The organism is Streptomyces sp. NBC_00885 (assembly GCF_045207475.1).
Classification (GTDB): domain Bacteria; phylum Actinomycetota; class Actinomycetes; order Streptomycetales; family Streptomycetaceae; genus Streptomyces.
In genome coordinates this window covers 4388423-4412406 of the sequence record NZ_CP108796.1, presented here as the reverse complement: position 1 = coordinate 4412406, position 23984 = coordinate 4388423, and the positions used below count along the sequence as shown (strand labels likewise).

At 70.4% G+C, this 23984-nt stretch carries 22 protein-coding genes, 4 tRNA genes and 1 other RNA gene; 12 read left to right on the top strand and 15 right to left on the bottom strand.

The annotated features are described in order from the left end of the window. Window positions 1-163 precede the first annotated feature (163 nt). The 5 genes from OHA61_RS20040 to purS all read right to left on the bottom strand — a co-directional run bounded on the left by OHA61_RS20040 (window position 164) and on the right by purS (window position 5101). Window positions 164-988, bottom strand: a complete 825-nt coding sequence (locus OHA61_RS20040) for an META domain-containing protein (RefSeq protein ID WP_406304171.1) — start codon at window positions 986-988, stop codon at window positions 164-166. A 58-nt stretch (window positions 989-1046) separates the two neighbouring features. Continuing rightward, entirely contained in the window at window positions 1047-1838 is a 792-nt protein-coding gene (locus tag OHA61_RS20035) for a sterol carrier family protein (RefSeq protein ID WP_406304170.1), read from the bottom strand. Between the two features lie 94 nt (window positions 1839-1932). Then, window positions 1933-4182, bottom strand: coding sequence for a phosphoribosylformylglycinamidine synthase subunit PurL (gene purL, locus OHA61_RS20030; protein WP_406304169.1), 2250 nt, complete (start codon window positions 4180-4182; stop codon window positions 1933-1935). After that, window positions 4179-4859 (bottom strand): phosphoribosylformylglycinamidine synthase subunit PurQ, encoded by a 681-nt coding sequence (gene purQ, locus OHA61_RS20025; protein WP_324988836.1) that lies wholly within the window; start codon window positions 4857-4859, stop codon window positions 4179-4181. Before purQ ends, purL begins: the two co-directional genes overlap by 4 nt. Next, on the bottom strand, window positions 4856-5101 hold the full coding sequence (gene purS / locus OHA61_RS20020) for a phosphoribosylformylglycinamidine synthase subunit PurS (RefSeq protein WP_078076409.1): 246 nt from the start codon (window positions 5099-5101) through the stop codon (window positions 4856-4858). Before purS ends, purQ begins: the two co-directional genes overlap by 4 nt. Window positions 5102-5393: 292 nt before the next feature. On the opposite strand from purS, the gene OHA61_RS20015 reads away from it, so the two are divergent. The 8 genes from OHA61_RS20015 to OHA61_RS19980 all read left to right on the top strand — a co-directional run bounded on the left by OHA61_RS20015 (window position 5394) and on the right by OHA61_RS19980 (window position 9846). Further along, window positions 5394-5729, top strand: coding sequence for an Lsr2 family protein (locus tag OHA61_RS20015; RefSeq protein ID WP_406304168.1), 336 nt, complete (start codon window positions 5394-5396; stop codon window positions 5727-5729). A 111-nt stretch (window positions 5730-5840) separates the two neighbouring features. Continuing rightward, window positions 5841-5912, top strand: a tRNA-Gly gene (locus OHA61_RS20010). Between the two features lie 80 nt (window positions 5913-5992). Continuing rightward, window positions 5993-6065 (top strand) — tRNA-Gly (locus tag OHA61_RS20005). A gap of 156 nt (window positions 6066-6221) precedes the next feature. Continuing rightward, window positions 6222-7148: an ABC transporter ATP-binding protein gene (locus OHA61_RS20000; RefSeq protein WP_406304167.1), complete on the top strand. Its 927-nt coding sequence runs from the start codon at window positions 6222-6224 to the stop codon at window positions 7146-7148. Then, on the top strand, window positions 7145-7921 hold the full coding sequence (locus OHA61_RS19995; RefSeq protein WP_406304166.1) for an ABC transporter permease: 777 nt from the start codon (window positions 7145-7147) through the stop codon (window positions 7919-7921). Before OHA61_RS20000 ends, OHA61_RS19995 begins: the two co-directional genes overlap by 4 nt. A gap of 49 nt (window positions 7922-7970) precedes the next feature. Continuing rightward, window positions 7971-9137, top strand: coding sequence for a sensor histidine kinase (locus OHA61_RS19990; RefSeq protein WP_406304165.1), 1167 nt, complete (start codon window positions 7971-7973; stop codon window positions 9135-9137). Then, window positions 9134-9751 carry a response regulator gene (locus OHA61_RS19985; protein ID WP_406304164.1) on the top strand — a complete coding sequence of 206 codons (618 nt, stop codon included), beginning with the start codon at window positions 9134-9136 and terminating at the stop codon, window positions 9749-9751. The genes OHA61_RS19990 and OHA61_RS19985 overlap by 4 nt, the downstream gene beginning before the upstream one ends. 22 nt (window positions 9752-9773) lie before the next feature. After that, window positions 9774-9846, top strand: a tRNA-Gly gene (locus tag OHA61_RS19980). A 47-nt stretch (window positions 9847-9893) separates the two neighbouring features. Here OHA61_RS19980 and OHA61_RS19975 read toward each other — a convergent pair. The 6 genes from OHA61_RS19975 to ffs form a co-directional block, all read right to left on the bottom strand. After that, entirely contained in the window at window positions 9894-10793 is a 900-nt protein-coding gene (locus OHA61_RS19975) for a phosphoribosylaminoimidazolesuccinocarboxamide synthase (protein ID WP_406304163.1), read from the bottom strand. 70 nt (window positions 10794-10863) lie between these two features. Then, window positions 10864-12321, bottom strand: a complete 1458-nt coding sequence (locus OHA61_RS19970) for a N,N-dimethylformamidase beta subunit family domain-containing protein (protein ID WP_406304162.1) — start codon at window positions 12319-12321, stop codon at window positions 10864-10866. Between the two features lie 216 nt (window positions 12322-12537). Beyond that, on the bottom strand, window positions 12538-14172 hold the full coding sequence (locus tag OHA61_RS19965) for a hypothetical protein (RefSeq protein WP_406304161.1): 1635 nt from the start codon (window positions 14170-14172) through the stop codon (window positions 12538-12540). 212 nt (window positions 14173-14384) lie between these two features. Beyond that, the gene (purD, locus tag OHA61_RS19960) at window positions 14385-15638 is read right to left on the bottom strand and encodes a phosphoribosylamine--glycine ligase (protein WP_406304160.1); all 1254 of its coding nucleotides are present in this window, start codon (window positions 15636-15638) and stop codon (window positions 14385-14387) included. A gap of 60 nt (window positions 15639-15698) precedes the next feature. Continuing rightward, window positions 15699-17900 carry a DNA polymerase III subunit gamma and tau gene (locus OHA61_RS19955; protein ID WP_406304159.1) on the bottom strand — a complete coding sequence of 734 codons (2202 nt, stop codon included), beginning with the start codon at window positions 17898-17900 and terminating at the stop codon, window positions 15699-15701. Window positions 17901-18011: 111 nt separating this feature from the next. Then, window positions 18012-18110, bottom strand: an RNA gene (gene ffs, locus OHA61_RS19950) — signal recognition particle sRNA small type. A 72-nt stretch (window positions 18111-18182) separates the two neighbouring features. Here ffs and OHA61_RS19945 point away from each other — a divergent pair. Beyond that, window positions 18183-18270: transfer RNA gene (locus OHA61_RS19945), tRNA-Ser, on the top strand. A gap of 167 nt (window positions 18271-18437) precedes the next feature. Here OHA61_RS19945 and OHA61_RS19940 read toward each other — a convergent pair. Both OHA61_RS19940 and OHA61_RS19935 read right to left on the bottom strand, forming a co-directional pair. Continuing rightward, window positions 18438-19127 (bottom strand): type 1 glutamine amidotransferase domain-containing protein, encoded by a 690-nt coding sequence (locus OHA61_RS19940; RefSeq protein ID WP_406304158.1) that lies wholly within the window; start codon window positions 19125-19127, stop codon window positions 18438-18440. 43 nt (window positions 19128-19170) lie between these two features. After that, window positions 19171-19932, bottom strand: a complete 762-nt coding sequence (locus OHA61_RS19935) for an SDR family NAD(P)-dependent oxidoreductase (protein ID WP_406304157.1) — start codon at window positions 19930-19932, stop codon at window positions 19171-19173. 124 nt (window positions 19933-20056) lie between these two features. Here OHA61_RS19935 and OHA61_RS19930 point away from each other — a divergent pair, with 124 nt between their 5' ends. The 3 genes from OHA61_RS19930 (at window position 20057) to OHA61_RS19920 (ending at window position 21760) form a co-directional block, all read left to right on the top strand. Beyond that, window positions 20057-20665 (top strand): TetR/AcrR family transcriptional regulator, encoded by a 609-nt coding sequence (locus tag OHA61_RS19930; RefSeq protein WP_406304156.1) that lies wholly within the window; start codon window positions 20057-20059, stop codon window positions 20663-20665. 394 nt (window positions 20666-21059) lie between these two features. Continuing rightward, window positions 21060-21338 (top strand): CopG family transcriptional regulator, encoded by a 279-nt coding sequence (locus OHA61_RS19925; protein WP_406304155.1) that lies wholly within the window; start codon window positions 21060-21062, stop codon window positions 21336-21338. Beyond that, a complete protein-coding gene (locus OHA61_RS19920; RefSeq protein ID WP_406304154.1) occupies window positions 21335-21760 on the top strand; it encodes a PIN domain-containing protein in 426 nt (141 codons plus the stop codon). The genes OHA61_RS19925 and OHA61_RS19920 overlap by 4 nt, the downstream gene beginning before the upstream one ends. Window positions 21761-21796: 36 nt before the next feature. On the opposite strand, the gene OHA61_RS19915 is transcribed toward OHA61_RS19920, so the two are convergent. Beyond that, a complete protein-coding gene (locus OHA61_RS19915) occupies window positions 21797-23029 on the bottom strand; it encodes a PP2C family protein-serine/threonine phosphatase (protein WP_406304153.1) in 1233 nt (410 codons plus the stop codon). A gap of 99 nt (window positions 23030-23128) precedes the next feature. Then, window positions 23129-23908 (bottom strand): IclR family transcriptional regulator, encoded by a 780-nt coding sequence (locus OHA61_RS19910; RefSeq protein WP_406304152.1) that lies wholly within the window; start codon window positions 23906-23908, stop codon window positions 23129-23131. Window positions 23909-23984: the final 76 nt, after the last annotated feature.

The following is a 23984-nucleotide window of genomic DNA, read 5'->3' as shown; positions in this document are numbered from 1 at the left end:
CCTGGCCCGCGTCGTGGGCGCGACCTGTCGCCGAGCCCGCCAGCCCCCGCTCCTCGGGACCGGGAAGGCCGGGATTCGTCTGCGGGGAACCCGCTGTGCGGGAGCCAGGGGCAACGTCGGGGTTGCCCATGTCACACCTGGCGCGCTCCCGTACTGAGGCTGATCACTTCTCCGGCAGGGCGGGCGTCGACGTCGCGGCCACTCCCTTGCCGTTCTCCGCTGTCAGGGACAGGGTGCGGTAGTCGATCTTGTACGTCACCTTGCCCTTGAGGACCTTCAGCAGATGGCTCTCCACCATCGCCGCCGTGCCGGTGCACATCTTCCGGGTGGTGGCCAGCCGGTCGAAGGTGATCGTGGAGCCGGAGACCTTCGCGGTACTGGTGAAGGTGTTGCAGCCGAGGCTGCCGCGTACGGAACCGTCCTTGGCGAAGGTCATGTACGCGTTCTTCTCCGTTCCGGCGGGCATCGAGGACGCCGTGTCGCCGGTCACCAGGGAGTTCACGGTCCACTTGGTGCCCACCAGCGGAGCCGGTTTCTGGGAGCTGAGGGCGATGGAGTCGCCCTTGTCGGTGGTCAAGGTCAGCTTCCCGTCGGTGATCTTCGCCTTGAGCTTGCCGGAGAAGGCGGCGCGCAGCGCGTCTTCGAAGGCCATGCGGCTCTTGTCGCAGGCCATCTCGGTCTGTACGGCGTTGCCCACGGTGATCGTGTCGCCGACGACCTTCACGTCGGCGCCGAAGCCGTTGCAGCCGTAGTTGCCCTGGGCGCGGCCCTTGGAAGTGATCTCCACATGCGCGCCCTCGGGGGCAGCGGACTTCTTCCCGCCGACGGTCACGCTGTCGACGGACCAGTGGACGCCGGTGAGGGGCACATCGGTCGAGACCGAGCCGCCGCCGTCGCCGGTGGCGGATCCAGAGCCCGTTTCCGTGCCGCAGGCCGCGAGGGCGAGCAGCGCCAGTGCGGTGACAGGAATGCTCAGCTGGTTGCGCATACCGATCTGACGGGGCTGCAGTGGCTCTGGTTCCCCCCTCGCCTTCCCCCTGCCGCGTTCAGCCCAGGATCGGGAGCAGCCCTGAGAGATCGGCACGCTCGCCGCTCGCGCTGACCTTCGCCGCGTCGAGCGCCTCGGCCCATCCCGTACGCCCGGTGGCGAGACGGATCCAGGTCAGCGGATCGGTCTCGACGACATTGGGCGGGGTGCCCCGGGTGTGCCGGGGGCCCTCGACGCACTGCACGACGGCGAACGGCGGCACCCGTACCTCGGTGGATGCGCCCGGTGCCTTCACCGCGAGCGCGTCGGCGAGCAGCCGGGTGCAGGTGGCGAGCGCCTGGCGGTCGCAGGGGATGCCAAGACCGGTGGCGTCGTTCAAGTCGTCGGTGTGGACGATGAGTTCGACGGTACGGGTGACCAGGTAGTCACCGAACCGCATCGCGCCGACGCGGGCGGCGAGCAGCCGGTCGTCGGAGGCGACGGCCAGCAGCTGGGCGAGCCGGGCCGCGGTCCGGGCGTACAGCTCCGGGAGCTCGGCGATCGCCGCGATCTTCTTGGTGTCCTCGGAGACACTTCCGGCGTGCTTGACCGTCGCGAACGGCCAGTCCAGCAGCTCGACTTCCACCGCGGCGGGCGCGGGGTTCGCGTAGGTCCGCACGACCGTATCCAGTGCCATGGCGATGTGCCCCGCCAGGTCCCGCACCGTCCAGTCCCCGAGCCGGGTGGGCAGCGCGAGCTGCTCGGGCGTGAGAGTGCCGACCGCCTCGCGTACGTGCTCGAACTGGGCGAGAACGGCGCCGCGGATCTTGGCGGAGTCGTAGCTGCGGGTGCGCTTCTTGGCCGGTGGCATGAGACCGACAGTAAGGGGTGGGTACGACAGCCGCCCAGGCCGCGAAAGCCCCCGCCCGGAAGGGTCCGGTCGGGGGCTCCACAGCAGTCGTGCGTCAGACCAGCAGACCCGGGATGGTCTCCTCGTGAGCCGTACGGAGCTCGCTCAGCGCGATGCTGAACTCGCCCTGCACATCCACCTCGTCTCCGTCCACGACACCGATACGCGTCACGGGCAGACCCCGCGCGCCGCACATGTCGTTGAAGCGGAGCTCCTCGCTGCGCGGGACGGACACGACCGCACGGCCGGCCGACTCACTGAACAGCAAGGTGAAGGCGTCGAGCCCGTCCGGGACGATCAGCCGCGCGCCCGTGCCGCCGCGCAGGCACGACTCGACGACCGCCTGGATGAGGCCGCCGTCCGACAGATCGTGCGCCGCGTCGATCATGCCGTCACGGGAGGCCGAGATCAGGATCTCGCCGAGCAGCTTCTCGCGGTCCAGGTCCACGGCCGGCGGCATTCCGCCGAGGTGGTCGTGGATCACCTGGGACCAGGCGGAGCCGCCGAATTCCTCACGCGTGTCGCCGAGCAGGTAGAGGAGCTGGCCCTCTTCGGCGAAGGCGATCGGGGTGCGGCGGTTGACGTCGTCGATGACACCGAGGACGGCCACGACGGGCGTCGGATGGATCGCGACCTCGCCGGTCTGGTTGTAGAGGGAGACATTGCCGCCGGTGACCGGGGTGCCGAGCTGCAGGCAGCCGTCCGCGAGTCCGCGGGTGACCTCGGCGAACTGCCACATGACGTCCGGGTCCTCTGGCGAGCCGAAGTTCAGGCAGTCCGAGATGGCGAGCGGCCTGGCACCGGAGGCGGCGACATTGCGGTACGCCTCCGCCAGTGCGAGCTGCGCGCCCGTGTACGGGTCGAGCTTGGCGTACCGGCCGTTGCCGTCGGTCGCCATGGCCACACCCAGGTTCGACTCCTCGTCGATGCGGATCATGCCCGCGTCCTCGGGCTGGGCCAGCACGGTGTTGCCCTGCACGAAACGGTCGTACTGATCGGTGATCCAGGACTTCGACGCCTGGTTCGGCGAGGAGACCAGGGCGAGGACCTGCGCACGCAGTTCCTCGGAGCTCGCCGGCCGGGGCAGCTTGTTCGCGTCGTCGGCCTGCAGCGCGTCCTGCCACTGCGGACGGGCGTACGGACGGTGGTACGTCGGGCCCTCGTGCGCGACGGACCGCGGCGGTACGTCGACGATCTGCTCGCCGTGCCAGAAGATCTCCAGCCGCTCGCCCTCGGTCACCTCACCGATGACGGTGGCGATGACGTCCCACTTCTCGCAGATCTCCATGAACCGGTCGACCTTGCCGGGCTCGACGATCGCGCACATGCGCTCCTGCGACTCGCTCATGAGGATCTCCTCGGGCGAGAGGGTCGCATCACGCAGCGGGACGGTGTCGAGCTCGACGCGCATACCGCCGGAACCGGCGCTCGCCAGCTCGGAGGTGGCGCAGGACAGACCGGCGCCGCCGAGGTCCTGGATGCCCGCGACCAGCTGCTCCTTGAAGATCTCGAGCGTGCACTCGATCAGGAGCTTCTCCTGGAAGGGGTCGCCGACCTGCACGGCGGGGCGCTTGGCGGGACCGGTCGACTCGAAGGTCTCCGACGCCAGCACGGACACGCCGCCGATGCCGTCGCCGCCCGTGCGGGCGCCGTACAGGATGACCTTGTTGCCGGGGCCCGACGCCTGCGCGAGGTGGATGTCCTCGTGCTTCATCACGCCGATGCAGCCCGCGTTGACCAGCGGGTTGCCCTGGTAGCACTCGTCGAAGACGACCTCGCCGCCGATGTTCGGCAGGCCAAGGCAGTTGCCGTAGCCGCCGATGCCCGCGACGACGCCCGGCAGGACGCGCTTGGTGTCGGGGTGGTCGGCGGCGCCGAAGCGCAGCGGGTCGACGACCGCGACCGGGCGGGCGCCCATCGCGAGGATGTCGCGGACGATGCCACCGACGCCGGTGGCCGCGCCCTGGTAGGGCTCGATGTAGCTGGGGTGGTTGTGCGACTCGACCTTGAAGGTGACCGCGTAGCCCTGGCCGACGTCGACGACACCGGCGTTCTCGCCGATCCCGACGAGCATCGCGTCGCTCTCGGGCTTCTTCTCGCTGAACTGCTTCAGGTGGACCTTGCTGCTCTTGTACGAGCAGTGCTCGGACCACATGACGGAGTACATGGCGAGCTCGGCGCCGGTGGGCCGGCGGCCGAGGATCTCGCGGACGCGCTCGTACTCGTCCTGCTTGAGGCCGAGTTCCTTCCAGGGCTGCTCGACGTCCGGGGTCCCGGCCGCGTGCTTGACCGTATCCAGGCTCATGCGTTGACCAGCTTCTTGAGGATCGAGGTAAAGAATCCGAGGCCGTCGGTGCGGCCCGTGCCGATGAGGGGCTCGACGGCGTGCTCCGGGTGCGGCATCAGGCCGACGACATTGCCCGCGGCGTTGGTGATGCCGGCGATGTCACGCAGCGAGCCGTTCGGGTTGAAGTCCAGGTAGCGGAAGGCGACCCGGCCCTCGGCCTCCAGCTCGTCGAGCACCCGCTCGTCGGCGACGTACCGCCCATCCATGTTCTTGAGCGGGATCAGGATCTCCTGACCATCGGTGTAGTCCGCGGTCCAGGCCGTCCCGCTCGTCTCCACCCGCAGCTTCTGCTCACGGCAGATGAAGTGCAGATGGTTGTTGCGGAGCATGGCGCCCGGCAGCAGATGCGATTCGGTGAGGATCTGGAAGCCGTTGCAGATACCGAGAACCGGCATGCCCGCCCTGGCCTGGTCGATGATCGTCTCCATCACCGGCGAGAACCGGGAGATGGCTCCGGCGCGCAGATAGTCGCCGTAGGAGAAACCTCCGGCGAGGACCACGGCGTCGACCTGCTTGAGGTCCTTGTCGCGGTGCCAGAGCGAGACGGGCTCGGCGCCCGCGAGGCGGACGGCGCGCAGGCTGTCCTGGTCGTCGAGCGTGCCGGGGAAAGTGACGACTCCGATACGAGCGGTCACGATTCCACCTTTACGACGAAGTCCTCGATGACGGTGTTGGCGAGGAACGTTTCGGCCATCTCATGGATGCGGGCGAGGGCGGCCTCGTCGACCGGCCCCTCCACCTCCAGCTCGAAGCGCTTTCCCTGACGTACGTCCGCGATTCCGTCGAATCCGAGACGCGGCAGTGCACGCTGTACTGCCTGTCCCTGGGGGTCGAGGATCTCGGGCTTGAGCATGACGTCGACTACGACGCGTGCCACGGGCACTCCCGGTGGTGTGTTGCGAGGGCGGTTCCCTCAGCGTACCCGTCCCAAAAATCTACGCGGGTAGATATCCAGAGAACGCCCAGGGAAAATCCCGGGAAAAATTCCCGCACGCCATTGCATCGGACACGCGCATGTAATTGGCTGGGCTTCACAATGCAGTGCGAACCGCTGTACAAAGGAATACAGAGGAAAGCACCATTGCCCCTCACCAGCCGGAAAGCCGGTATCACCGCGTGTCGGTAGGCATGTCAGAACCGGTGATACCGCAGGGAAAGGACCGATATCCGTGGCTCAGCGAGTAGTGGTCACGCTCTCCGACGACATCGACGGCGGAGAAGCGGCGGAAACGGTCGCGTTCGCACTGGACGGGAAGTCGTACGAGATCGACCTCAATCCCTCCAATGCAAAGAAACTGCGCAAGGCACTGGCCCCCTACATGGCGGCAGGCCGAAAGCAGACAAACGCTCCTAAGCGTGACAAGTCCCGCATCTCCTACCGGCACACCTCCCTCGAGCCCGCCCCGGCGGCCGTGCGGGCGTGGGCGCAGTCCAACAAGATGGACGTGCCGGCCCGCGGACGGATCCCCAAGGCGGTCTACGCGGCCTTCCGCGAGGCCAGTTGAGAGGCAGGCCGAGAGCGCTCGCAGATCCGAGTTGCACTGCACCCCCGCTGTTCGGCTAGAGTCTGGAGCACGCCGAGGGGCGAGGCCATACGGCCCGACCTCACGCAGCGTGCGGGTGTAGTTCAGTAGCAGAACATCCCCCTTCCAGGGGGAAGGCGCAGTGTGCAATTCCTGTCACCCGCTCTGCATCGCTTTACCGGCCACGGTTGTGGATCAGGTAGAGTGGTGGACGCACCGCCCAGTGAGAGCTGAGCGGCAGCAATGCGGACGTGGCTCAGTTGGTAGAGCATCACCTTGCCAAGGTGAGGGTCGCGAGTTCGAATCTCGTCGTCCGCTCAGAGTGAAGGCCCTGGTCGAAATGACCGGGGCCTTCTTCGTGTTCGTGTTCCCTTCCTATGCGCCGTCGTATGCACCGGCCCCGATGACATTTGTCATGGACAGCGGTGACAGCCCGCACTGCCGGGCGGACCCGGCCGGCCCGAGCCTTGAGTCATGACCACAGACCAGTACGTCATCGAGGCCGAGGAGCTGCGGCGGACCTACGCCGGCGGCTTCGAGGCAGTGACCGGCATCTCCTTCTGCGTGACGCGCGGCGAGGTCTTCGCCCTGCTCGGGACCAACGGCGCGGGCAAGACCTCCACGGTCGAGCTGCTGGAGGGCCTTGCCGCGCCCGACGGCGGACGGGTGCGGGTCCTCGGTCACGATCCGCACCGCGAGCGAGCCGCCGTCCGGCCCAGGATCGGCGTGATGCTGCAGGAGGGCGGCTTCCCCTCCGACCTGACGGTGGCCGAGACGGCCCGGATGTGGGCGGGGTGCACGAGCGGGGCCCGGCCGGTCTCCGAAGCGCTGGAGCTGGTGAGGCTCGGCGAGCGATCCGGCGTACGGGTCAAGCAGCTGTCGGGCGGCGAGCGGCGGCGGCTGGATCTGGCGCTGGCACTGCTCGGGCGGCCCGAGGTGCTCTTTCTCGACGAGCCGACGACCGGCCTGGACGCGGAAGGGCGCCACGACACCTGGGAGTTGGTGCGGGCGCTGCGCGACGGTGGCACGACCGTGCTGATGACGACGCACTATCTGGAGGAGGCCGAGTCCCTGGCCGACCGGCTGGCGATCATGCACCGGGGGCGGATCGTGAGCACGGGTACCCCGGCCGAGGTGACGGCGGCCCGGCCGGCGCGCATCCGGTTCGTCCTGCCCGAGGGGGTGGCGGCGGGACGGCTGCCGCTCTCGCTGCGGGCGGCGGCGGACGGCCGGCGCATCGAGATCCGTACACACCGGCTGCAGCAGGCGCTCGGTGAACTGCTGCAGTGGGCACGGGAGTCGGACGTACGGCTGGAAGCGCTTGACGCGCGCTCGGCCACGCTCGAAGAGACCTTCCTCGACATCGCCCAGCGGCAGGAAGGGCTGGTGGACGCCCGATGAGGACCAAAGAGGTGGGCGCCTCCGGACGGCTGAAGGCGCTCGGACGGGCCGAGTTGACCCTGCTCGTACGCAATCGCTCGGCGCTGTTCGTCGCGCTGTTCGTGCCCGTGGCGATGATCGGGGCGATCAAGGTTTCGCTCGACCCGTGGGATCCCGGGGAGACCGGGATGAGTGTGGCCGAGGCCGCGATGACCGGCGGCATCGGGATGACGCTGATCTTGGTCGTCTACTCCAACCTCGTCTCGGCGTACACGGCCCGGCGCGAGGCGCTCGTGCTCAAGCGGCTGCGTACCGGCGAGGCCACGGATCCGGAGATCCTCACCGGGATCGCGCTGCCCGCGGCCGTCCTCACGCTCGCGCAGTGCGCGCTGATGGTCGTCGCCGGAGCCGTGCTGCTCGGGGTGAAGGCACCCGAGCGGCCCGAACTGCTCCTGGCGGGCGTGCTGTCGGGGATGGTGCTGATGACCGCGCTGGCCGCGGCGACGTCCGCGTACACCAGGACCGTGGAGAGCGCACAGATCACCACCCTTCCGGTGTTCCTGGTCTCGATGATCGGCTCGGGGCCGTTCGTACCGCTGGAGGCGCTGCCGCAGAAGGTGGCCTCCGTATGCGAACTGCTGCCGCTGACGGGGGTGATGCAGCTGGTGCGGGCCGGCTGGCTGGGCGGGGCGGGGGCGTCCGACCTCCTCATTGCCACGCTGAACGCACTGGTCTGGATGGTGCTCGCGGTGTTTGCTGTGCAGCGGTGGTTCCGCTGGGAGCCGAGACGCTGACCGGGGGGTGCGGGTGAAGGGGTGGAGCGCTCGCAGCGGGCTGGCCAAGGTGGACCTGTACACGCGCGGCACGGTGTATCTGATCGTGTGGGCGGGGGTTCTCGGGCTGCCGTTGCTGCTGCTGGCCCGGCCGGTGAGCACGGACGGGCAGCTCGTGCTGGTCGCGACCGCCATTCTGCTCGCGCTGGCCGAAGGGGTGTTCTGCGGACGGATGGCCCGCCGCGCGATGGACGCCTGTCTGGGCCAGGGGCAGGTGCCCCGGAGACTGGTCCTGTGGGCCGCGGCCGCGACGGCCGCGACGACGGCCGCCGTGGTGGTGCTGGCGGCGACGGCCGATCTGACCGGGCTGCTGCCGACGGCGCTGGCGGCGGCGCTCGCGCCGTTCCTCACCGTCCACTGTCTGCTCGTACGCAACCGCACCACGGCCCTGATCCAGCTGGCGGTGCTGGCCGTGATCTGCGGTCTTGTCCCGCTGACGGGCCGCACGGCCGACGAGGTGCTGATCACCGTGGTGAGTGTCGGCTTCACGAACGGGTGGCTGACCTTCACGGCCCGCGTGTCCCTGTGGGTGCTGGCGGTGATGTGGGAACTGCGGGAGGCCCGTGATGTCCAGGCACGGCTGGCCGTCGCGGAGGAGCGGCTGCGGTTCGGACGGGACATGCACGACGTCCTCGGCCGGAATCTCGCCGTGATCGCGCTCAAGAGCGAGCTCGCTGTGCAGCTGTCCCGCCGCGGCAGGGCCGAGGCGGCGGACCAGATGGTCGAGGTGCAGCGGATGGCCCGTGAGGCGCAGCAGGAGATACGGGAGCTGGTGCGCGGCTATCGCGAGGTCGATCTCAGCATCGAACTCCAGGGCGCGCAGGGGGTGTTGGCGGCGGCCGGGATCGACTGCCGGATCGAGGGCGGCGTGGGCGGGGAGCTGCCGGCCCGGATCCAGTCGGCGCTCGGCTGGGTCGTACGGGAGGCGACGACCAACGTGCTGCGGCACGGGGACGCGGCGCGCTGTGTGATCCGGCTGGAGGAAGCCGGGGATCATGCGGTGCTGGTCGTGGAGAACGACGGCGCGCCCGAGCCCCGCACCGGCGCCGGCGGCTCCGGACTCGCCGGGCTGCGGGAGCGGCTCACCGCACTGGACGGCTCGCTCGACGCGGGCCCGGCCGGCGAGGGCCGCTTCCAGCTCACGGCGAAGGTGCCGCTTCCCCAGGAGGAACGATGACGACATCGCCCGTACGGGTCCTGCTCGCCGACGACGAACATCTCATCCGGGGCGCGCTCGCCGCGCTGCTCGCCCTCGAAGACGATCTGGTGGTCGTCGCCGAGGCCGCGTCCGGGACCGAGGCCCTGGCCATGGCGCGGGCGCACCGGCCCGATGTCGCGGTCCTCGATCTTCAGATGCCCGCCCCGGACGGTGTGAGCGTGGCCACATCCCTGCGAGCCGAACTGCCCGGGTGCAGGACGATGATCGTGACGAGCCACGGACGCCCCGGACATCTCAAAAGAGCGCTGGCCGCGGGCGTGCGGGGCTTCGTGCCGAAGACGCTCAGCGCCCGGCGGCTGGCGGAGATCATCCGTACCGTGCACGCCGGAAACCGCTATGTGGACCCCGAGTTGGCGGCCGACGCGATCTCCGCGGGGGACTCTGCGCTGACCGTCCGGGAGGCCGAGGTGCTGGAGCTGGCGGCGGACGGGGCACCGATCGCGGAGATCGCGGAGCGGGCCTCGCTCTCGCAGGGCACCGTGCGGAACTACCTTTCGTCGGCCGCCTCCAAACTGGGGGCGGAGAACCGGCATACCGCAGTGCGTCTCGCTCGCGAGCGAGGTTGGGTATAGTGGTCTCCGCGCGACAGCGCATGCGGACGTAGCTCAGTTGGTAGAGCGCAACCTTGCCAAGGTTGAGGTCGCCAGTTCGAACCTGGTCGTCCGCTCAGAGTGGAGAAGGCCCCGGTCATCACGACCGGGGCCTTCTTCGTGTCTACGACCAGCTCGTGCCCGTCAGCAGCTCGTACGCCTCGATGTACTTGGCGCGGGTCGCCTCGACGATCTCCTGGGGGAGGGCCGGCGGCGGCTGCTCGCTCTTGCGGTCCCAGCCGGAGGCGGGCGAGGTCAGCCAGTCGCGGACGTACTGCTTGTCGTACGAGGGCTGGGCGCGGCCCGGCTCCCAGGAGGCCGCCGGCCAGAAGCGGGAGGAGTCGGGGGTCAGCACCTCGTCGGCGATGACGAGCTCGTCGCCCTCGAAGCCGAACTCGAACTTGGTGTCCGCCAGGATGATGCCGCGGTCGCGGGCGATGTCACGGGCCCGGCCGTAGACGGCGAGGGTCGTCTGGCGCAGCAGGGCGGCGGTCTCGGCGCCGACCTGGCGGGCCACTTCCTCGTAGCTGACGTTCTCGTCGTGATCGCCCACGGCCGCCTTCGTGGCGGGCGTGAAGATTGGGGCCGGGAGCTCGGAGCCGTCGCTCAGGCCCTCGGGCAGAGCGAGGCCGCAGACCGTACGGGACTCCTGGTACTCGGCGAGGCCGGAGCCGGTGAGATAGCCGCGGGCCACGCACTCGACCGGGACCATGCGCAGGGACTTGCAGATGAGGGTGCGGCCCGCCCAGTCGGCGGGGGCGCCCTCGGGAAGGTCCGTGCTCAGAACATGGTGGGGGACCAGGTCCTCCAGGCGCTCGAACCACCACAGCGAGAGCTGGGTGAGCACCCGCCCCTTGTCGGGGATCTCGGTGGGCAGCACCCAGTCGTACGCGGACATGCGGTCGCTGGCGACCATCACGAGGTCGCCCGCCTCGTTCTGGTACAGGTCGCGCACCTTGCCGGTGTGCAGATGTACCAGGCCCGGCACCTGAAGCGGTTCGGGCTTTTCGACGAATCCGGACACGGTTCCTCCCCGTGGTGACGTCTAACCTGTCCGATTGTCCCGTACGCGGGGTGGACCGGCTCGTAGGGGGTCAGTCGCGTTTGCAGATGCGGTCGAGCAGGTTCGCCGTCGCCCGCTGGACACGGGTGTCGACATGGCCGGGGCGATCCAGCGCCGGGGACCAGGCGAAGGTGCCGGCGGCGAAGACGAGCGCGCCCGAGGGTGCGCGGTACAGGGAAGTCTCCTGGTGGCGGGTGACGCCCTCGCCGTCCCGGTAGGGGGAGTGGGAGAGCAGGATCCGGCCCTGGTGCTCGGGCAGCGACGTGCGCGGGAAGTACCGGTCGGCCTCGCCCGCGACCAGGCCTGGGAGCTTGTCGCCCTCGTCGGCGCCGGTCGCCTCCCAGAGCCAGTGATCCGCGTTCCGTACGACCAGGGGGTGTGGCTCGGGGACCCGTCCCGCGTACTGGATGCCCAGCAGTTGCTGCTCGGCCCGGTCGATCTCGCGCCACAGGGCCGGTTTTCCGGGGCTGCGGCGTTTGCGGCAGGTCAGCAGGCGGTCGGGGACGCCGGAGGGCGACGGGCCGAGCTCGACCTGCCAGTACATGGTGTTGGCGGAGAGGAAGACGAGTGAGGTGCCGCGGTCGCGGGCGCGCTCGGCGGTGCGGCGCATCGAGGCCGACCAGTACTCGTCGTGGCCAGGGAAGACCAGCCCCCGGTAGCGGGCCGGGTCGACGCGGCCGGCGTGGAGGTCGCGGGTCTCCGCGTAGGCGAGGTCGTAGCCGTATCGCTCGGCCCAGCGGATGAAGTCATAGGCGTGGCCGACATGGAGGGGAAGGCCCGCGCCCGCGTAGGGACGGTCGAAGGAGACCGTGGTGGCGGCGTCCTCCTCGCCGAGGAGTCGGCCCGTCTCGTCCCAGGCGTGGTAGAGGCTGGCGCCCGTGCGGCCGTCCTCCGGATAGAGGTTGTACGCCTGCCAGGTGATGTCCGGGAGGAGGAGCAGGAGGTCGGCGGGCTGGTCGTCGCGGACGGTGAAGGGGATGTGGGAGCGGTAGCCGTCGGCGGTGGTGAGCACGGCGACATACGCGCCGATCGCCCAGTAGGACGGGATCTGCAGCCGCCAGGAGAGCCACCAGTGATGGCAGGAGACGGTCCGGTCGGCGGCGAGCGGTGGCGGCTGGACGATGCCGGAGAGGCGCGGGCTGGTGGTGATCTTGGCCGCTCCGTCGCCCCCGTAGTGCCCGATGCGATAGACGTCGACCGAAAACTGCTGGGGCGGGTCCACGGTGATGTGGAAATCGATCGCCTCGCCGGGGGCGGCCGCGCCCGTGGACGAGAAGCCCTTGATCTGCCGGTGAACATCGTCGGCGGTGCGGGGTCCGCGGGCGCTCCTGCCGCGGTCGGGGTCGGCGTACCAGGGGACGACCTGGCCGGTGTCGTCGAAGTAGTGCTCGCTGCCGCGCAGCCAGGGCAGGGGGCCCTGGCCGAAGGGGTCCGTGACGGCGTGGGCGAGGGCGCCCGATTCCCAGCGCCGGATCTGGTCCGCCCCCATGCTGCGCCCTCCCTCGAGGTCCCCGGCTCATCTGTGATGAGCCACCAGTGTTCAGTGCCGGTCTCCAGCACATCACATAACGCACGCACTCCGTCACCGTTCGTCGCTAATCGACGTGAACGGAAGGGGATGTTCCGGGCGAGATGGGTGTATCGCCCGCGCGGGGGTGCGTCGCTGTCCGCCGTCGTCCGTCGGCGTCCGCGTCATGCGACGCTGTCAGACCAGGCGGACCGGCTTTTCCGGGCGGACGCCGAGGGTGGAGAGCCAGCTGCGCAGCGGGGCCGCGTCGCCGTCCTCGGTCAGGCTCAGCACGCGGGTGGCCAGATCCGCACGGCGTTCACCATTGATCATCAGCGCCGGGCCGTCGAGCCAGTCCAGACCGGGGGCCGCACCCGCCGTGTCGACGGCGGCGCAGCAGACCATCGCGGTCACATGGTCGGCGAGCAGCTCACGGCCCGTACGAGGCGGCTGCAGCGGGAAGAGCGGGAGCGGGTCGGCTCCCCAGCCGTTCAGCGCGTCACCGGGGCTCTTGGGGGGCGGGGGGACCGCGGCCTCCTCGCGGGCGACCTCCGCGCTGATCCCGGCGGCCAGCAGTTCGCCGGCCTCGGCGCCCCGGCCGGACAGATGGTCCATGACCCGGGTCAGCGTCGGCCCGTGCGGGCCCGTCGACGGCGGTACGCCAAGGTCGTCGAGCACCCTGTGGAGGCGGGCCGCTTCCGTACGCCACTTACGGTCGACCACCTCTTCCGGATACTGCTGCCAGTCCACCGGCGACCAGTCGGGGCCCGCCTCGGCCGGACCGCCGTGGAAGAGGCGGGCGGCCAGCAGGGATGCGGCCTCGTCTATCGCGCCGGGCTCTTCGAGCAGGTCGCAGGCGGGGCGCTCGCCGAGCCGGGAGGCGAAGCCCTCGGCGAGTCGGTCGCGCCGGGAGAGCTCGGTCAGGGCGGAGACGACGCCCGCGTCGAGGCGCGAGGGCCAGCGGCCCATGCGCCAGGCGGGCAGCGCGACCCGGGTCAGCAGCCGGTCCCAGCCCGCATAGGCGAGACCGACCTGCTCCTGGGCGACGATCCTCAGGCCGTAGTCCACAGCCTGTGCACGCTCGGAGGCGGCCGCCGCGACGCCACGCTCCATCTCGGAGGCCGGCGCCTGACAGCTGCGCAGCAGCAGCCGGGTGCTCCCGCCGACGAAGCTGAGCGCCGCCTTGCGTATCGGTCCCTGCCCCGGGGCGGACGCCACCGCGACCGCCGCGTCCAGGCCCCGTACGAAACGGCGGGCCGCAGCTATGTCGGGGTGCGCGGAGGGTGCCGTGCCCGCGACGACCGGAGCCAGCACGGCCCGCAGCTCGGCGACCCGCATCCACCACAGGAAGGGCGAGCCGATCACCAGCACCGGCGCTTCGGTGCCGCGGCGCCTGCTTGCGCCGCCTATCGCATGGGCCGGGTGCGTACGGTCCTCGAGCCAGCTGTCGCAGTCGGGGGTGAGCGCCAGCGCGGAGGGCGCGGGGACCTCCAGGCGCTCGGCCAGGTCCCGCACCAGCCGGTACAGATCCGGGGCCGCGCGCTCCGGCAGCTCGACGGTGGGGCTGAGCGCGGGACTGGCCCGGACTATCACGGCCGCGACCGCCGCGGCGAGCAGCAGCACGATCACCGCGAAGACCGACACGGCCCAGCGCGCCAGGTCCCAACTTCCGCCACTCATATGCCCCGCGGCATCGCCCGCGAAGAGCACGACGGCCACGGCCGCGGGCAGTAGCGCCACGGCCAGCGCCCTGCTGCGCACCCGCAGCACGGCGAGGGCTCGCGAGCGCGCGGCGTGCGCACCCAGCGACTCACCGAAACCGGTACCGGACACGGTCCGACCTCACCCCCTCTGCCCTGCGACGGTGTTGCTCACTCCCCCACTGTGGCACCCACAACTGACATCGCAATGCCGGTGGGCCAAGTGCCGGAACGCTTGCGCCGCACCCTAGTTGGGGCTTCGGCGGGCGTCATCCGGATGGCTCAGCCGTCACTCGATGGAATGGCGTTGGGCAAAGGTGATGACGGTCCTGCGGGCCTAGAGGTTCACTCCCCGGCGGCCTCGCGTGCGATGTCCGTACGGTGCTGCGAGCCGTCAAGACGGATCCGGGCCACCGCACGGTACGCGCGCTCACGGGCCTGCGCCAGGTCCTGCCCTGTCGCCGTGACCGAAAGGACGCGGCCGCCGGCGCTCACGACCGCGTCGCCGTCCCGCTTCGTCCCGGCGTGCAGAACGTACGCGTGGGGCGCATCTTGGGCCGCGACCTCGTCCAGGCCCTCGATCGGGTCGCCGGTGCGTGGGGTGTCCGGGTAGTTGTGCGAGGCGACGACCACGGTCACGGCGGCGTCATCTCGCCACCGCAGCGGCGGCTCCAGGTCGAGGGTGCCCTGCGCGGCGTGGAGCAGCAGGCCCGCGAGCGGGGTCTTCAGACGGGCCAGGACGACCTGTGTCTCCGGGTCGCCGAAACGGGCGTTGAACTCGATGACGCGTACGCCGCGCGAGGTGATCGCCAGGCCCGCGTACAGCAGCCCGGCGAAGGGCGTGCCGCGGCGGTGCAGTTCGTCGACGGTGGGCTGGAGGACGGTCGCCATGACGTCGTCGACCAGCTTCGGGTCGGCCCACGGGAGCGGGGAGTACGCGCCCATGCCGCCGGTGTTGGGGCCCTCGTCGCCGTCGAGCGCACGCTTGAAGTCCTGGGCCGGGGTGAGCGGGACGACCGTCTCGCCGTCGGTGATCGCGAAGAGGGACACCTCGGGGCCGTCGAGGAACTCCTCGATGACCACGCGGCCGCCGCAGGCCAGGGCGTGCTCGCGGGCCTTGTCGAGGTCGCTCGTCACGACGACGCCCTTGCCGGCCGCGAGGCCGTCGTCCTTGACGACGTACGGAGCGCCGAAGGCGTCGAGGGCCTCGTCGATCTCCTCGGGCGTCGTACACACATAGCTGCGGCCCGTGGGCACACCGGCCGCCGCCATCACGTCCTTGGCGAAGGCCTTGGAGCCCTCCAGCTCGGCCGCCTCGCGGGAGGGGCCGAAGCACGGGATGCCCACGGCTCGTACGGCGTCGGCGACCCCTGCGACGAGCGGTGCCTCCGGGCCGACGACGACGAGCCCGGCCCCCAGCTCGGTGGCGAGCCGCGCCACGGCCTCACCGTCCAGCGCGTCGACCGGGTACAGCTCGGCGACCTCACCGATGCCTGCGTTTCCGGGCGCGCAGTACAGAGCGGTGACGTCGGGGTCGAGGGAGAGAGAGCGGCACAGGGCATGTTCGCGGGCGCCGCCGCCGATGACGAGGACCTTCACGGCAGCCAGCCTAGCCGCCGGGGCCGGCTGCTCCTGTACGGGCCTCCGAGACCTTCTCCCCTACTCGTTTGTGTATTCCTCCACGACAGTGGCGCCGAGCTCGCGGACGATCACGTCGATGCCGGAGAGCGCGGAGTCGACGAGGTCCGGGTCATCCTCCTCCGGCACGTCGTCCTCGGGGGCGACCGGGGGCGGGCTGTGCACGGGGGCGGGGCGCGGGGGCTCGGCCGCGGAGGCCTGCGGGGCCGCCGACTGGGGAGCTGCCTGGGCGGGCCGGGGTGCCGGAGCCGTGGGGGCCGGGGCGGGAGCGGAGTTCTGGGGGACCGTGGCCTGGGGGGCGGGGGCGGACGGGCCGCGGCCGCCGCCGTATCCGGCGCCACCGCCTCCGTATCCGCTGCCGCCACCGCCGAAGCCACCTGTGCCTGGGCCGCCCGTGCCGAAGCCGCCTCCGCCGGCGGACGGGGGCTGGGCACCTCCGCCAGGGCCGGCTGTGCCGCCCGACGGGTCGATGATCGCCTCGACCTTCCACTGCACATGGAACTGCTCGGCCAGCGCCTGCTTCAGCACCTCCTCGCTGCCGCTGCTGGCGAAGTTGTCCCGAGCGCCGGCATTGATGAAGCCGAGCTGGAGGGTGGTGCCGTCGAAGCCCGCCACCTGGGCGTTCTGGCTGAGCAGGATCCAGGTGAAGCGGCGGCGGTTCTTCACCGCCTCCAGGATGTCCGGCCACATGTTCCGTACCTGACCGGCGCCTTGGACCATGCCGGGAGCGGGGGCAGATGCGGCGGGCGTGGGCGCAGCGGCAGCGGGAGCCGCGGGCCCCGGCTGCTGGCCGCCCTGTCCCGGGGCCGACGCGGTGGGCCATCCGCCGGGACGCCGCCCGGCCTCGGGCGCGGTCGCGGCGGGCCAGGCACCGGGGCGCTGCCCGGCGGGCTGCTGCTGCTCGGCAGGGGAAGCGGCTGGAGCGGGGGCGGGCGCCTCGGGCACAGGGGCGGGAGCTTCGGCGGGCGTCGGCGCGGGGGGTGCGGGCGGCACCGGTGCGTGTGCCTGGGCGGCCGGCCCCGGGACGTACCCCATCGCGGGCCCGGGACCGCCGGTCGAGAACGTCACACCCCGCTCCAGCTTGTCCAGCCTGGCCTGCGTGGAGCGCTCGTCGTCGAAGGCGGCGGGCAGCAGGACCCGCGCGCAGATCAGCTCCAGCTGCAGCCGTGGCGAGGTGGCGCCACGCATTTCCGTAAGCCCCGTGTTGACGAGATCCGCGGCCCGGCTCAGCTCGGCCGCGCCGAAGACGGAGGCTTGCGCCTGCATCCGCTCGACCACATCGGCGGGGGCGTCGATGAGCCCGGTCGTCCCCGCGTCGGGCACGGCCGCCAGGATCACCAGGTCCCGCAGCCGCTCGAGGAGATCGGCCACAAAGCGCCGCGGGTCGTTGCCGCCTTCGATGACCGTGTTGACGACCTGGAAGGCCGCGGCCCCGTCGCCCGACGCGAAGGCGTCCACGATCGAGTCGAGCAACGACCCGTCCGTGTACCCGAGGAGGGCGGTGGCCATGGCATACGTCACACCCTCCTCGGCGGCACCCGCGAGCAACTGGTCCATGACGGACATGGAGTCACGCACGGACCCCCCGCCCGCCCGTACGACGAGCGGCAGCACACCGTCGGCGACCGGGATGTTCTCCTTGCCGCACACCTCGCCCAGGTAGTCGCGCAGAGTCCCGGGGGGCACCAGCCGGAAGGGGTAGTGGTGCGTACGCGACCGGATGGTGCCGATGACCTTCTCCGGCTCGGTGGTCGCGAAGATGAACTTGAGATGCTCCGGGGGCTCCTCGACCACCTTCAGCAGAGCGTTGAAACCCTGCGGGGTGACCATGTGCGCCTCGTCGATGATGTAGATCTTGTACCGGCTGCTCGCCGGGCCGAAGAAGGCCTTCTCCCGAAGATCACGCGCATCGTCCACACCACCGTGGGACGCGGCGTCGATCTCGATGACGTCGATCGACCCCGGCCCGTTCCTCGCGAGGTCGCGGCAGGACTGGCACTCACCGCAGGGCGTGGGTGTGGGCCCCTGCTCGCAGTTCAGACAGCGGGCGAGGATGCGCGCACTGGTCGTCTTGCCGCATCCACGCGGCCCGCTGAACAGGTACGCGTGATTGACCCGGTTGTTCCGCAGGGCCTGCTGCAGCGGGTCGGTGACATGCTCCTGCCCGATGACCTCGGCGAAGGACTCGGGGCGATAGCGGCGGTACAGCGCAAGGGACGACACGCCTACGAGGTTATCGGGGCCCACCGACAAGCGGCGCCGTCGTCCAGCCCGTCCGCCGTGCGGGCGGTCGGCCCCTCGGTCCGTACGCCGCGTCCGCCCCGTCCGTCCGCAAACGCAAGCGCCCCCCACGCACCCGCCAGAGCCGACCTACCCTTGCTGCCTTCCGGCCCTGGGGGAGTTCAGTCAGATAGCGCCACGTGAGGGGCTCCGCACAGGGTACCTGATGGCAGGGGGTGGGAACGAGTTCGCTAGCACTCCTCAACGTCTTGTATTGTTTGCGGCGGAGGATTCGCCTAGTGGCCTAGGGCGCACGCTTGGAAAGCGTGTTGGGGGCAACCCCTCACGAGTTCGAATCTCGTATCCTCCGCCAGTGCCTCACCGGGCACGATGTCGAAGGGCCCCACCGTTCGCGGTGGGGCCCTTCGTCGTTGCCTCCACAGAGGCCACTGACCTTGTCTTGACGGCGGTGGTTGACGGCGACCGCCCACGAGTTGGAGGAGCGTGCGTCCGTCGCTCGCGCGGCGGTGCCTCTACCGGTCAAAGGTGGTGCAGCGTCTCGATGATCTTGGCGGTGACGGCCTTGGTGGAGTAGGGGTTCTGTCCCGTCACCAGCCTGCCGTCAGCGGTGGCGAAGGGGGTCATCGGGATGGTGTTACCGACGTAGTGCGCGCCCCGCTTGCGGAGTTCGTCCTCCAGCAGGAACGGCACCCGCTTCTTCACCATGGCGACTCGCTCCTCCACGGTGGAGAACCCGGTGACTGTGCGGCCGTCAACGAGCAGGGAGCCGTCGGAGAGCGTGATGTTCAGCAGTCCGCAGGCACCATGGCAGACCGAGGAGACCACGCCGCCGTTCTCGTAGATCTCCCGCGCGGCCTGCTGGAGCGCTGCGTTCGAGGGGAAATCCCACATAACGCCGTGCCCGCCGGTGTAGAAGATCGCGGCATACCGGGCCGGGTCGACGTCGGCCGCCTTGCCCGTGTGATCCAGGCTCGACATGAACGCGCGATCATTCATGTACTCGCGCACCCCCTTGTCGGCCCATTTGGTGCTGCGGGGATCCAGCGGCACCGGTCCCCCTTCTGGACTGACAATGTCGACCTCGAAGCCGGCCTGACGGACCCCGGCGTGGAAGTGAACCAGCTCGCCGATCCACAGTCCGGTCCGATGGGGGTTCGTCCCGTAGGTCGCCTGGTTGGTTACCACTGCGAGGATCCTGCTCATCGCCATCACGACTCCTTATGTGCCGCGGAGTTGGCCACGGCCTTGGTGTTCAGGCCTGCTCGGTGGGGCGTACGAGCAGCTCGGCGACGGCCACGTGCCGGGGGCGGGTGACGATGTAACCGACGGTATCGGCGATGTCCTGGCTCTGCAGCCGCTCGATGTCGCCCAGGGCGGCGACGATGTGCTGCTGGATGACGTCGGGGTTGTGCGTGCGCAGCTCGGTGTCGACGCTGCCCGGCTCGATGACGGACACGCGGACGTGCTGCCGGGCCAGTTCCTGGCGCAATGCCTCGCTGAAGGCACCGACGCCGAACTTGGTGGCGCTGTACACGGCGGACATGGCGTAGGCGTTGCGGCCGGCGAGCGAGCCGATGTTGACGATGTCGGCGACCTGACGCGGCTGTTCGGCGGCGGCCTTGACCAGGTGGGGGACGGCCGCGTGGGAGGTGTACATCAGGCCCATGAGGTTGATGTCGATCATGCGCCGCCAGTCGTCCAGGTCCGCACCGGGGGCGGGCCCGAGCAGCATGAGGCCGGCGTTGTTGACCAGAGTGTCCAGGTGGCCCAGGCCCTCGACGGTCCGCTCGACCGCTTCCGCGGCGGCCTGGGCGGTGGTGATGTCGGCGGGCACGACCAGGGCCTTGCCACCGGCACCGGTGATTTCCGCGGCGAGGTCGGTGAGGCGGTCCTCTCGCCGGCCGACCAGGGCCACCGAAGCGCCCTCGCGGGCAAGCTCCAACGCGGTGGCGTGGCCGATGCCGCTGGATGCTCCGGTGACCAGGGCGACGGTTCCTTCAAGACGACGATTCATGGGTCCAAGCCTTTCGATGAACGGCCACTTCGGGCCGTACGGGACAGGGGGAGGACGGCCCTATGGGTGGGGGCCGTACGGGGGTAGAGGCCGCTCAAGGCGGGGCCGAGGGCACAATGGGTAAGTGAGCAGCACTGGGCAGAAGACCACCGACAGCACGCGTCGAGAGACAGGGACCGAGGGAGAACTACCGCCTCGCGAACGCCTGGTCCGGGCCGCGTCGCGGCTGTTCTATTACGAGGGCGTCCGCGCGATCGGCGTGGAGCGGCTGATCGCCGAGGCCGGGGTGACGAAGGCGACCTTCTACCGGCACTTCGCCTCCAAGGACGACCTGGTCGTGGCCTACCTGCTGACCAAGGACGCCTACTACAAGGCGGTGGCCGAACCGCTGGCCGCCGGGCACCCGCCCGCGGAGGCGATCGACCTGATCTTCGGGGCCATCGCCGAGCACGCCCGCGAGCGCGGCTTTCGCGGATCGCCGTTCCTGAACGCGGCCGCCGAGTACCCGGACGCCGGCCATCCTGTCCGTGGCCTGGTGACGTCCCATCGGGACTGGATCCGCACCCTCTTCCAGGATCTGCTCACCCGGCTCGGCCACGCCGATGCGGAGTCGGCAGCCGGTGCGCTGCTGATGCTGTACGACGGCGCGATGGCCGCCGGCTACCTGGACGACTCGACGGCCGCCTACAGGACTCTGGTGAACGCGGTCCGGCTCATCCGATCCGACGGCTGATGCCCTAGGGGCCGCGCGAATCAGCGGCCCTCTGCGGGGCCCCGGCCAGGCCGGGGCGCGGGTTGCTTTCATAGAACTTCTTGATCTCTCTTCGACGGGCACCGGTGACCCACTGGCGGTTCTCTGCCCGGAGGCCAGTCCCGCACTGGAAGGCCGAGAGGCCATCCCCCAAGAGGTAGGAAGACCGGTCGTTCTACCTCTCGACGATAACCCCCTTGGCGTCCACGCGCCACTGGTCGACCCGTTTGTGGGATCCCTCACCGGTCCGCCGCCGGCTATCGCAGTATGGGTACGGTCCGCCGCCCCGACTCCGTACAGGAGGCCGAGGCCCAGGCCGCTATTCCGAGCACGGTGGCCTGGTAAGGACATCGATACCCGGAGTATGGTCTCTTGTATGGCGACAAAAAAGGTGACGGTGACGATCCCCGAGGATCTCCTTGACGAGATCCGCGCGGAGGCAGCAGAGCGGGGCCTGTCGGCGTATGTCGCCGAGGCGCTGCGACTCAGGCGCGACCGGGACCGGCTGCGGGAGCTGGTGGACTGGCTGCAGGAGGAACACGGTCCGGTCACCGAGGACGAGCGCGCGGCAGCATTCGAGGAACTGGAGGATCTCGACGCCGAGCACGAGCGCCGCAGCGCCGCCGGAAAGCGCAACGCCGGACAAGCCGCGTGAAAAAGCGGGCCGCTGAGCACAAGCAGCCGCCCCTGCGCATCTTCGTACTCGACTGCGAAGCGCTGTCCCTGGCCGTGCGCGGCGACCGGAAGATGATCGCCTGGCTCGACATCGCGGCCCGGGGCGAGGCCGAGGTGGTGACGTCCCCGATGACGCTGGTCGAGGCGTACGACGGCAGGACCACCGAGCAACGCTGGGACTGGGTGCTCTCACGGCTCAAAGTCGCCGACATCGGGAAGGACGAGGCCCGTCAGGCCCGCCGACTACTGGCCGATACCGAGCTGCACGGCCACAAGTACGCCATCGACGCGGTGCTCGCCGTCATCGCGCGACAACAGAAGGGGCAGGTCACCGTCTTCACCTCGGACGTGGACGACCTGGAGAAGCTGGTCCCGGACTCGATCGTCGTCAGGAAGGTATGACCCGACGCGCTGGGCCCAGTTTGTTGTAGTCCTCCGTCAGCACCGCGCACCTTCCACAGCCGCGCTCGGACCCTTCGGCTGGGCACATACGTGCCCGTCGACAGCGACCGGCTTGCGTAGCAGGAGCAGCGCCGCGTCGTCGTGAAGGTGGCCGCCGACGTGGGCCTGCAGTTCGTCGTGGAGCCCGGCGAGGGTGCAGGAGGGCTCGTCCGACAGGTGATGCGCCACCCGCTCGGCGAGCGGGTAGAACTCACGGCTGTGGTTGCGGGCCTCGGTGACGCCGTCGGTATAGAGGAGCAGTTGGTCGCCCTCGGCGAAGGGCAGCACCTGGAGACTCGGGGTCTCGCCGGAGAGGGCGCGCAGCCCGAGCGGCGGAGCCGGATGCGTTGGCTCGACGGGCAGGACTGCGGAATCGCGGACCAGCAGCGGCGGGGCGTGTCCGCAGTTGACCACTTCCATGCGCCCGGACTCGGGGTATCCGACGACGACCGCTGTGACGAAGTCGTCCGCACCGAGGTTGCGCGCCAGGCTCCGCTCGATCCTGCCGACGACGTCGAGGAGGTCCGGCTCGTCGTAGGCGGCCTCGCGGAAGACACCGAGGACCAGCGCGGCGGTGCTCACCGCGGGCAGGCCCTTGCCGCGCACGTCGCCGACGATCATCCTGACCCCGTATTCGGTGGGCACCAGCGCGTAGAGGTCCCCGCCGATGCGGGCCTCCGCCGCGGCGGCGCTGTAGCGGACGGCCACCTGGAACTCGCCGACCGTCGCCGGTATGGGCTTGAGGAGCGCGTGCTGGGCGGCCTCGGCGACCGAGCGGACGGCCGCCAGTACCCGTTCGCGGCGTACGCGCAAAGCACTGGCCAGGGCACTCGCCAGCGTCACGGCGGCCAGGGAGGACAGCACGATCGCCTGCTCGCGGCCCGGCGCACCGCCCCTGGCGCCGAGTGCGGCGCCCAGCGCCACGGCGAGGATGCCGATCCGCAGGACTCCCCGCGGCCTGCTGGTGGCGGCGGCCAGCGCGGGCCCGACGGCGAGCAGCGGCAGCCAGCTCAGTCCGGCTACGCCGATGAGGCCGACCAGAGCGACGGCACAGACGATCAGTACGGGCGCGACGGCGGCGAGGTGCGCGGCGGCACCTGTGTGCCCCGGCGTCGCCGTCCTCGAATCGGCCGGGCGCTTCGTGAGCCGTTGAGTGAGCCGCTGCGTGAGCCTTTGCGTGACCCGCCAGATCGGCCGGCGGTCACGCTGATGATCCCGGTCGTGGCTCATATCCTCTGCAGCAACTCTCCTGATTCACGGCGCGCACGCCTGAATGTCCGTTTCCTCCAGGGAACAGGTAGCCGAGGCCTCGCCGCAAGGACGGGATTTTCAGATAGTGAGCGAAAGACCCCTGGTCACGCGGCTCGCAGTAGGGAGTAGTCGGGCTCTGACCTCTTCGAGCCGCGCCCGGGCCTCCTCGGCACGGGAGAGCCGGTCGGCCCGGAGGGAGACGCCGAGCGAGCCGAGGGTGTTCCCGCTGTACACGGGCACCGCGACGCAGACCGTACCGAGGGAGTACTCCTCCATGTCCATGGCGCCGGGGGCGATGGGCGATGTGTCGAGTCGCCGGAGCAGTTCGGAGCGGCTGGTGATGGTGCGCGGCGTGAGGTCGGCGAGCGTGTGCCGGGAGAGGTAGTCGTTGCGAGAGGCGTCGTCCAGCTCGCGCAGCACGGACTTGCCCAGCGCGGTGGCGTGCCCGGCGTCCTCGAATCCCACCCAGAGGTCGACCCGTGGTGTCCGGGGGCCGTCGACGATGTCGGCGACCCGGATCTCGCCCTCCTCGTAGAAGGTCAGATACGTGGGGGCCGACAGTTCGTCCCGCAGAGCGGCAAGCGCGGGACGGACACGGGTGAGCAGCCCCTGCCCGCGGCTTCCGGTGTGCAGCGAGTGCAGCCTGTCCCCGATGACGAACGCGCCGTCGTCCAGTTTCCGCAGATAGCCGTCGTGGGTCAGGGTCCGCAGCAGGTGGTACGTGGTGGCCAGGGGCAGCCCCGCCTCACGTGCCAGCTGCTTCGCCGGGGCGCCGCCCTCGTGGGCCCCTGCGGCTTCCATCAAGCGGAAGGCACGCTGCACGGATCTGATGAGCGTGGGGCCGTCCTGAGCACCCATGCCACAAGCTTGCGCCAGGCGCCCGGCGCCAGCAAGGCACCAGCGAGGCACGAGCCGGCCACCTCGCGATCAATGG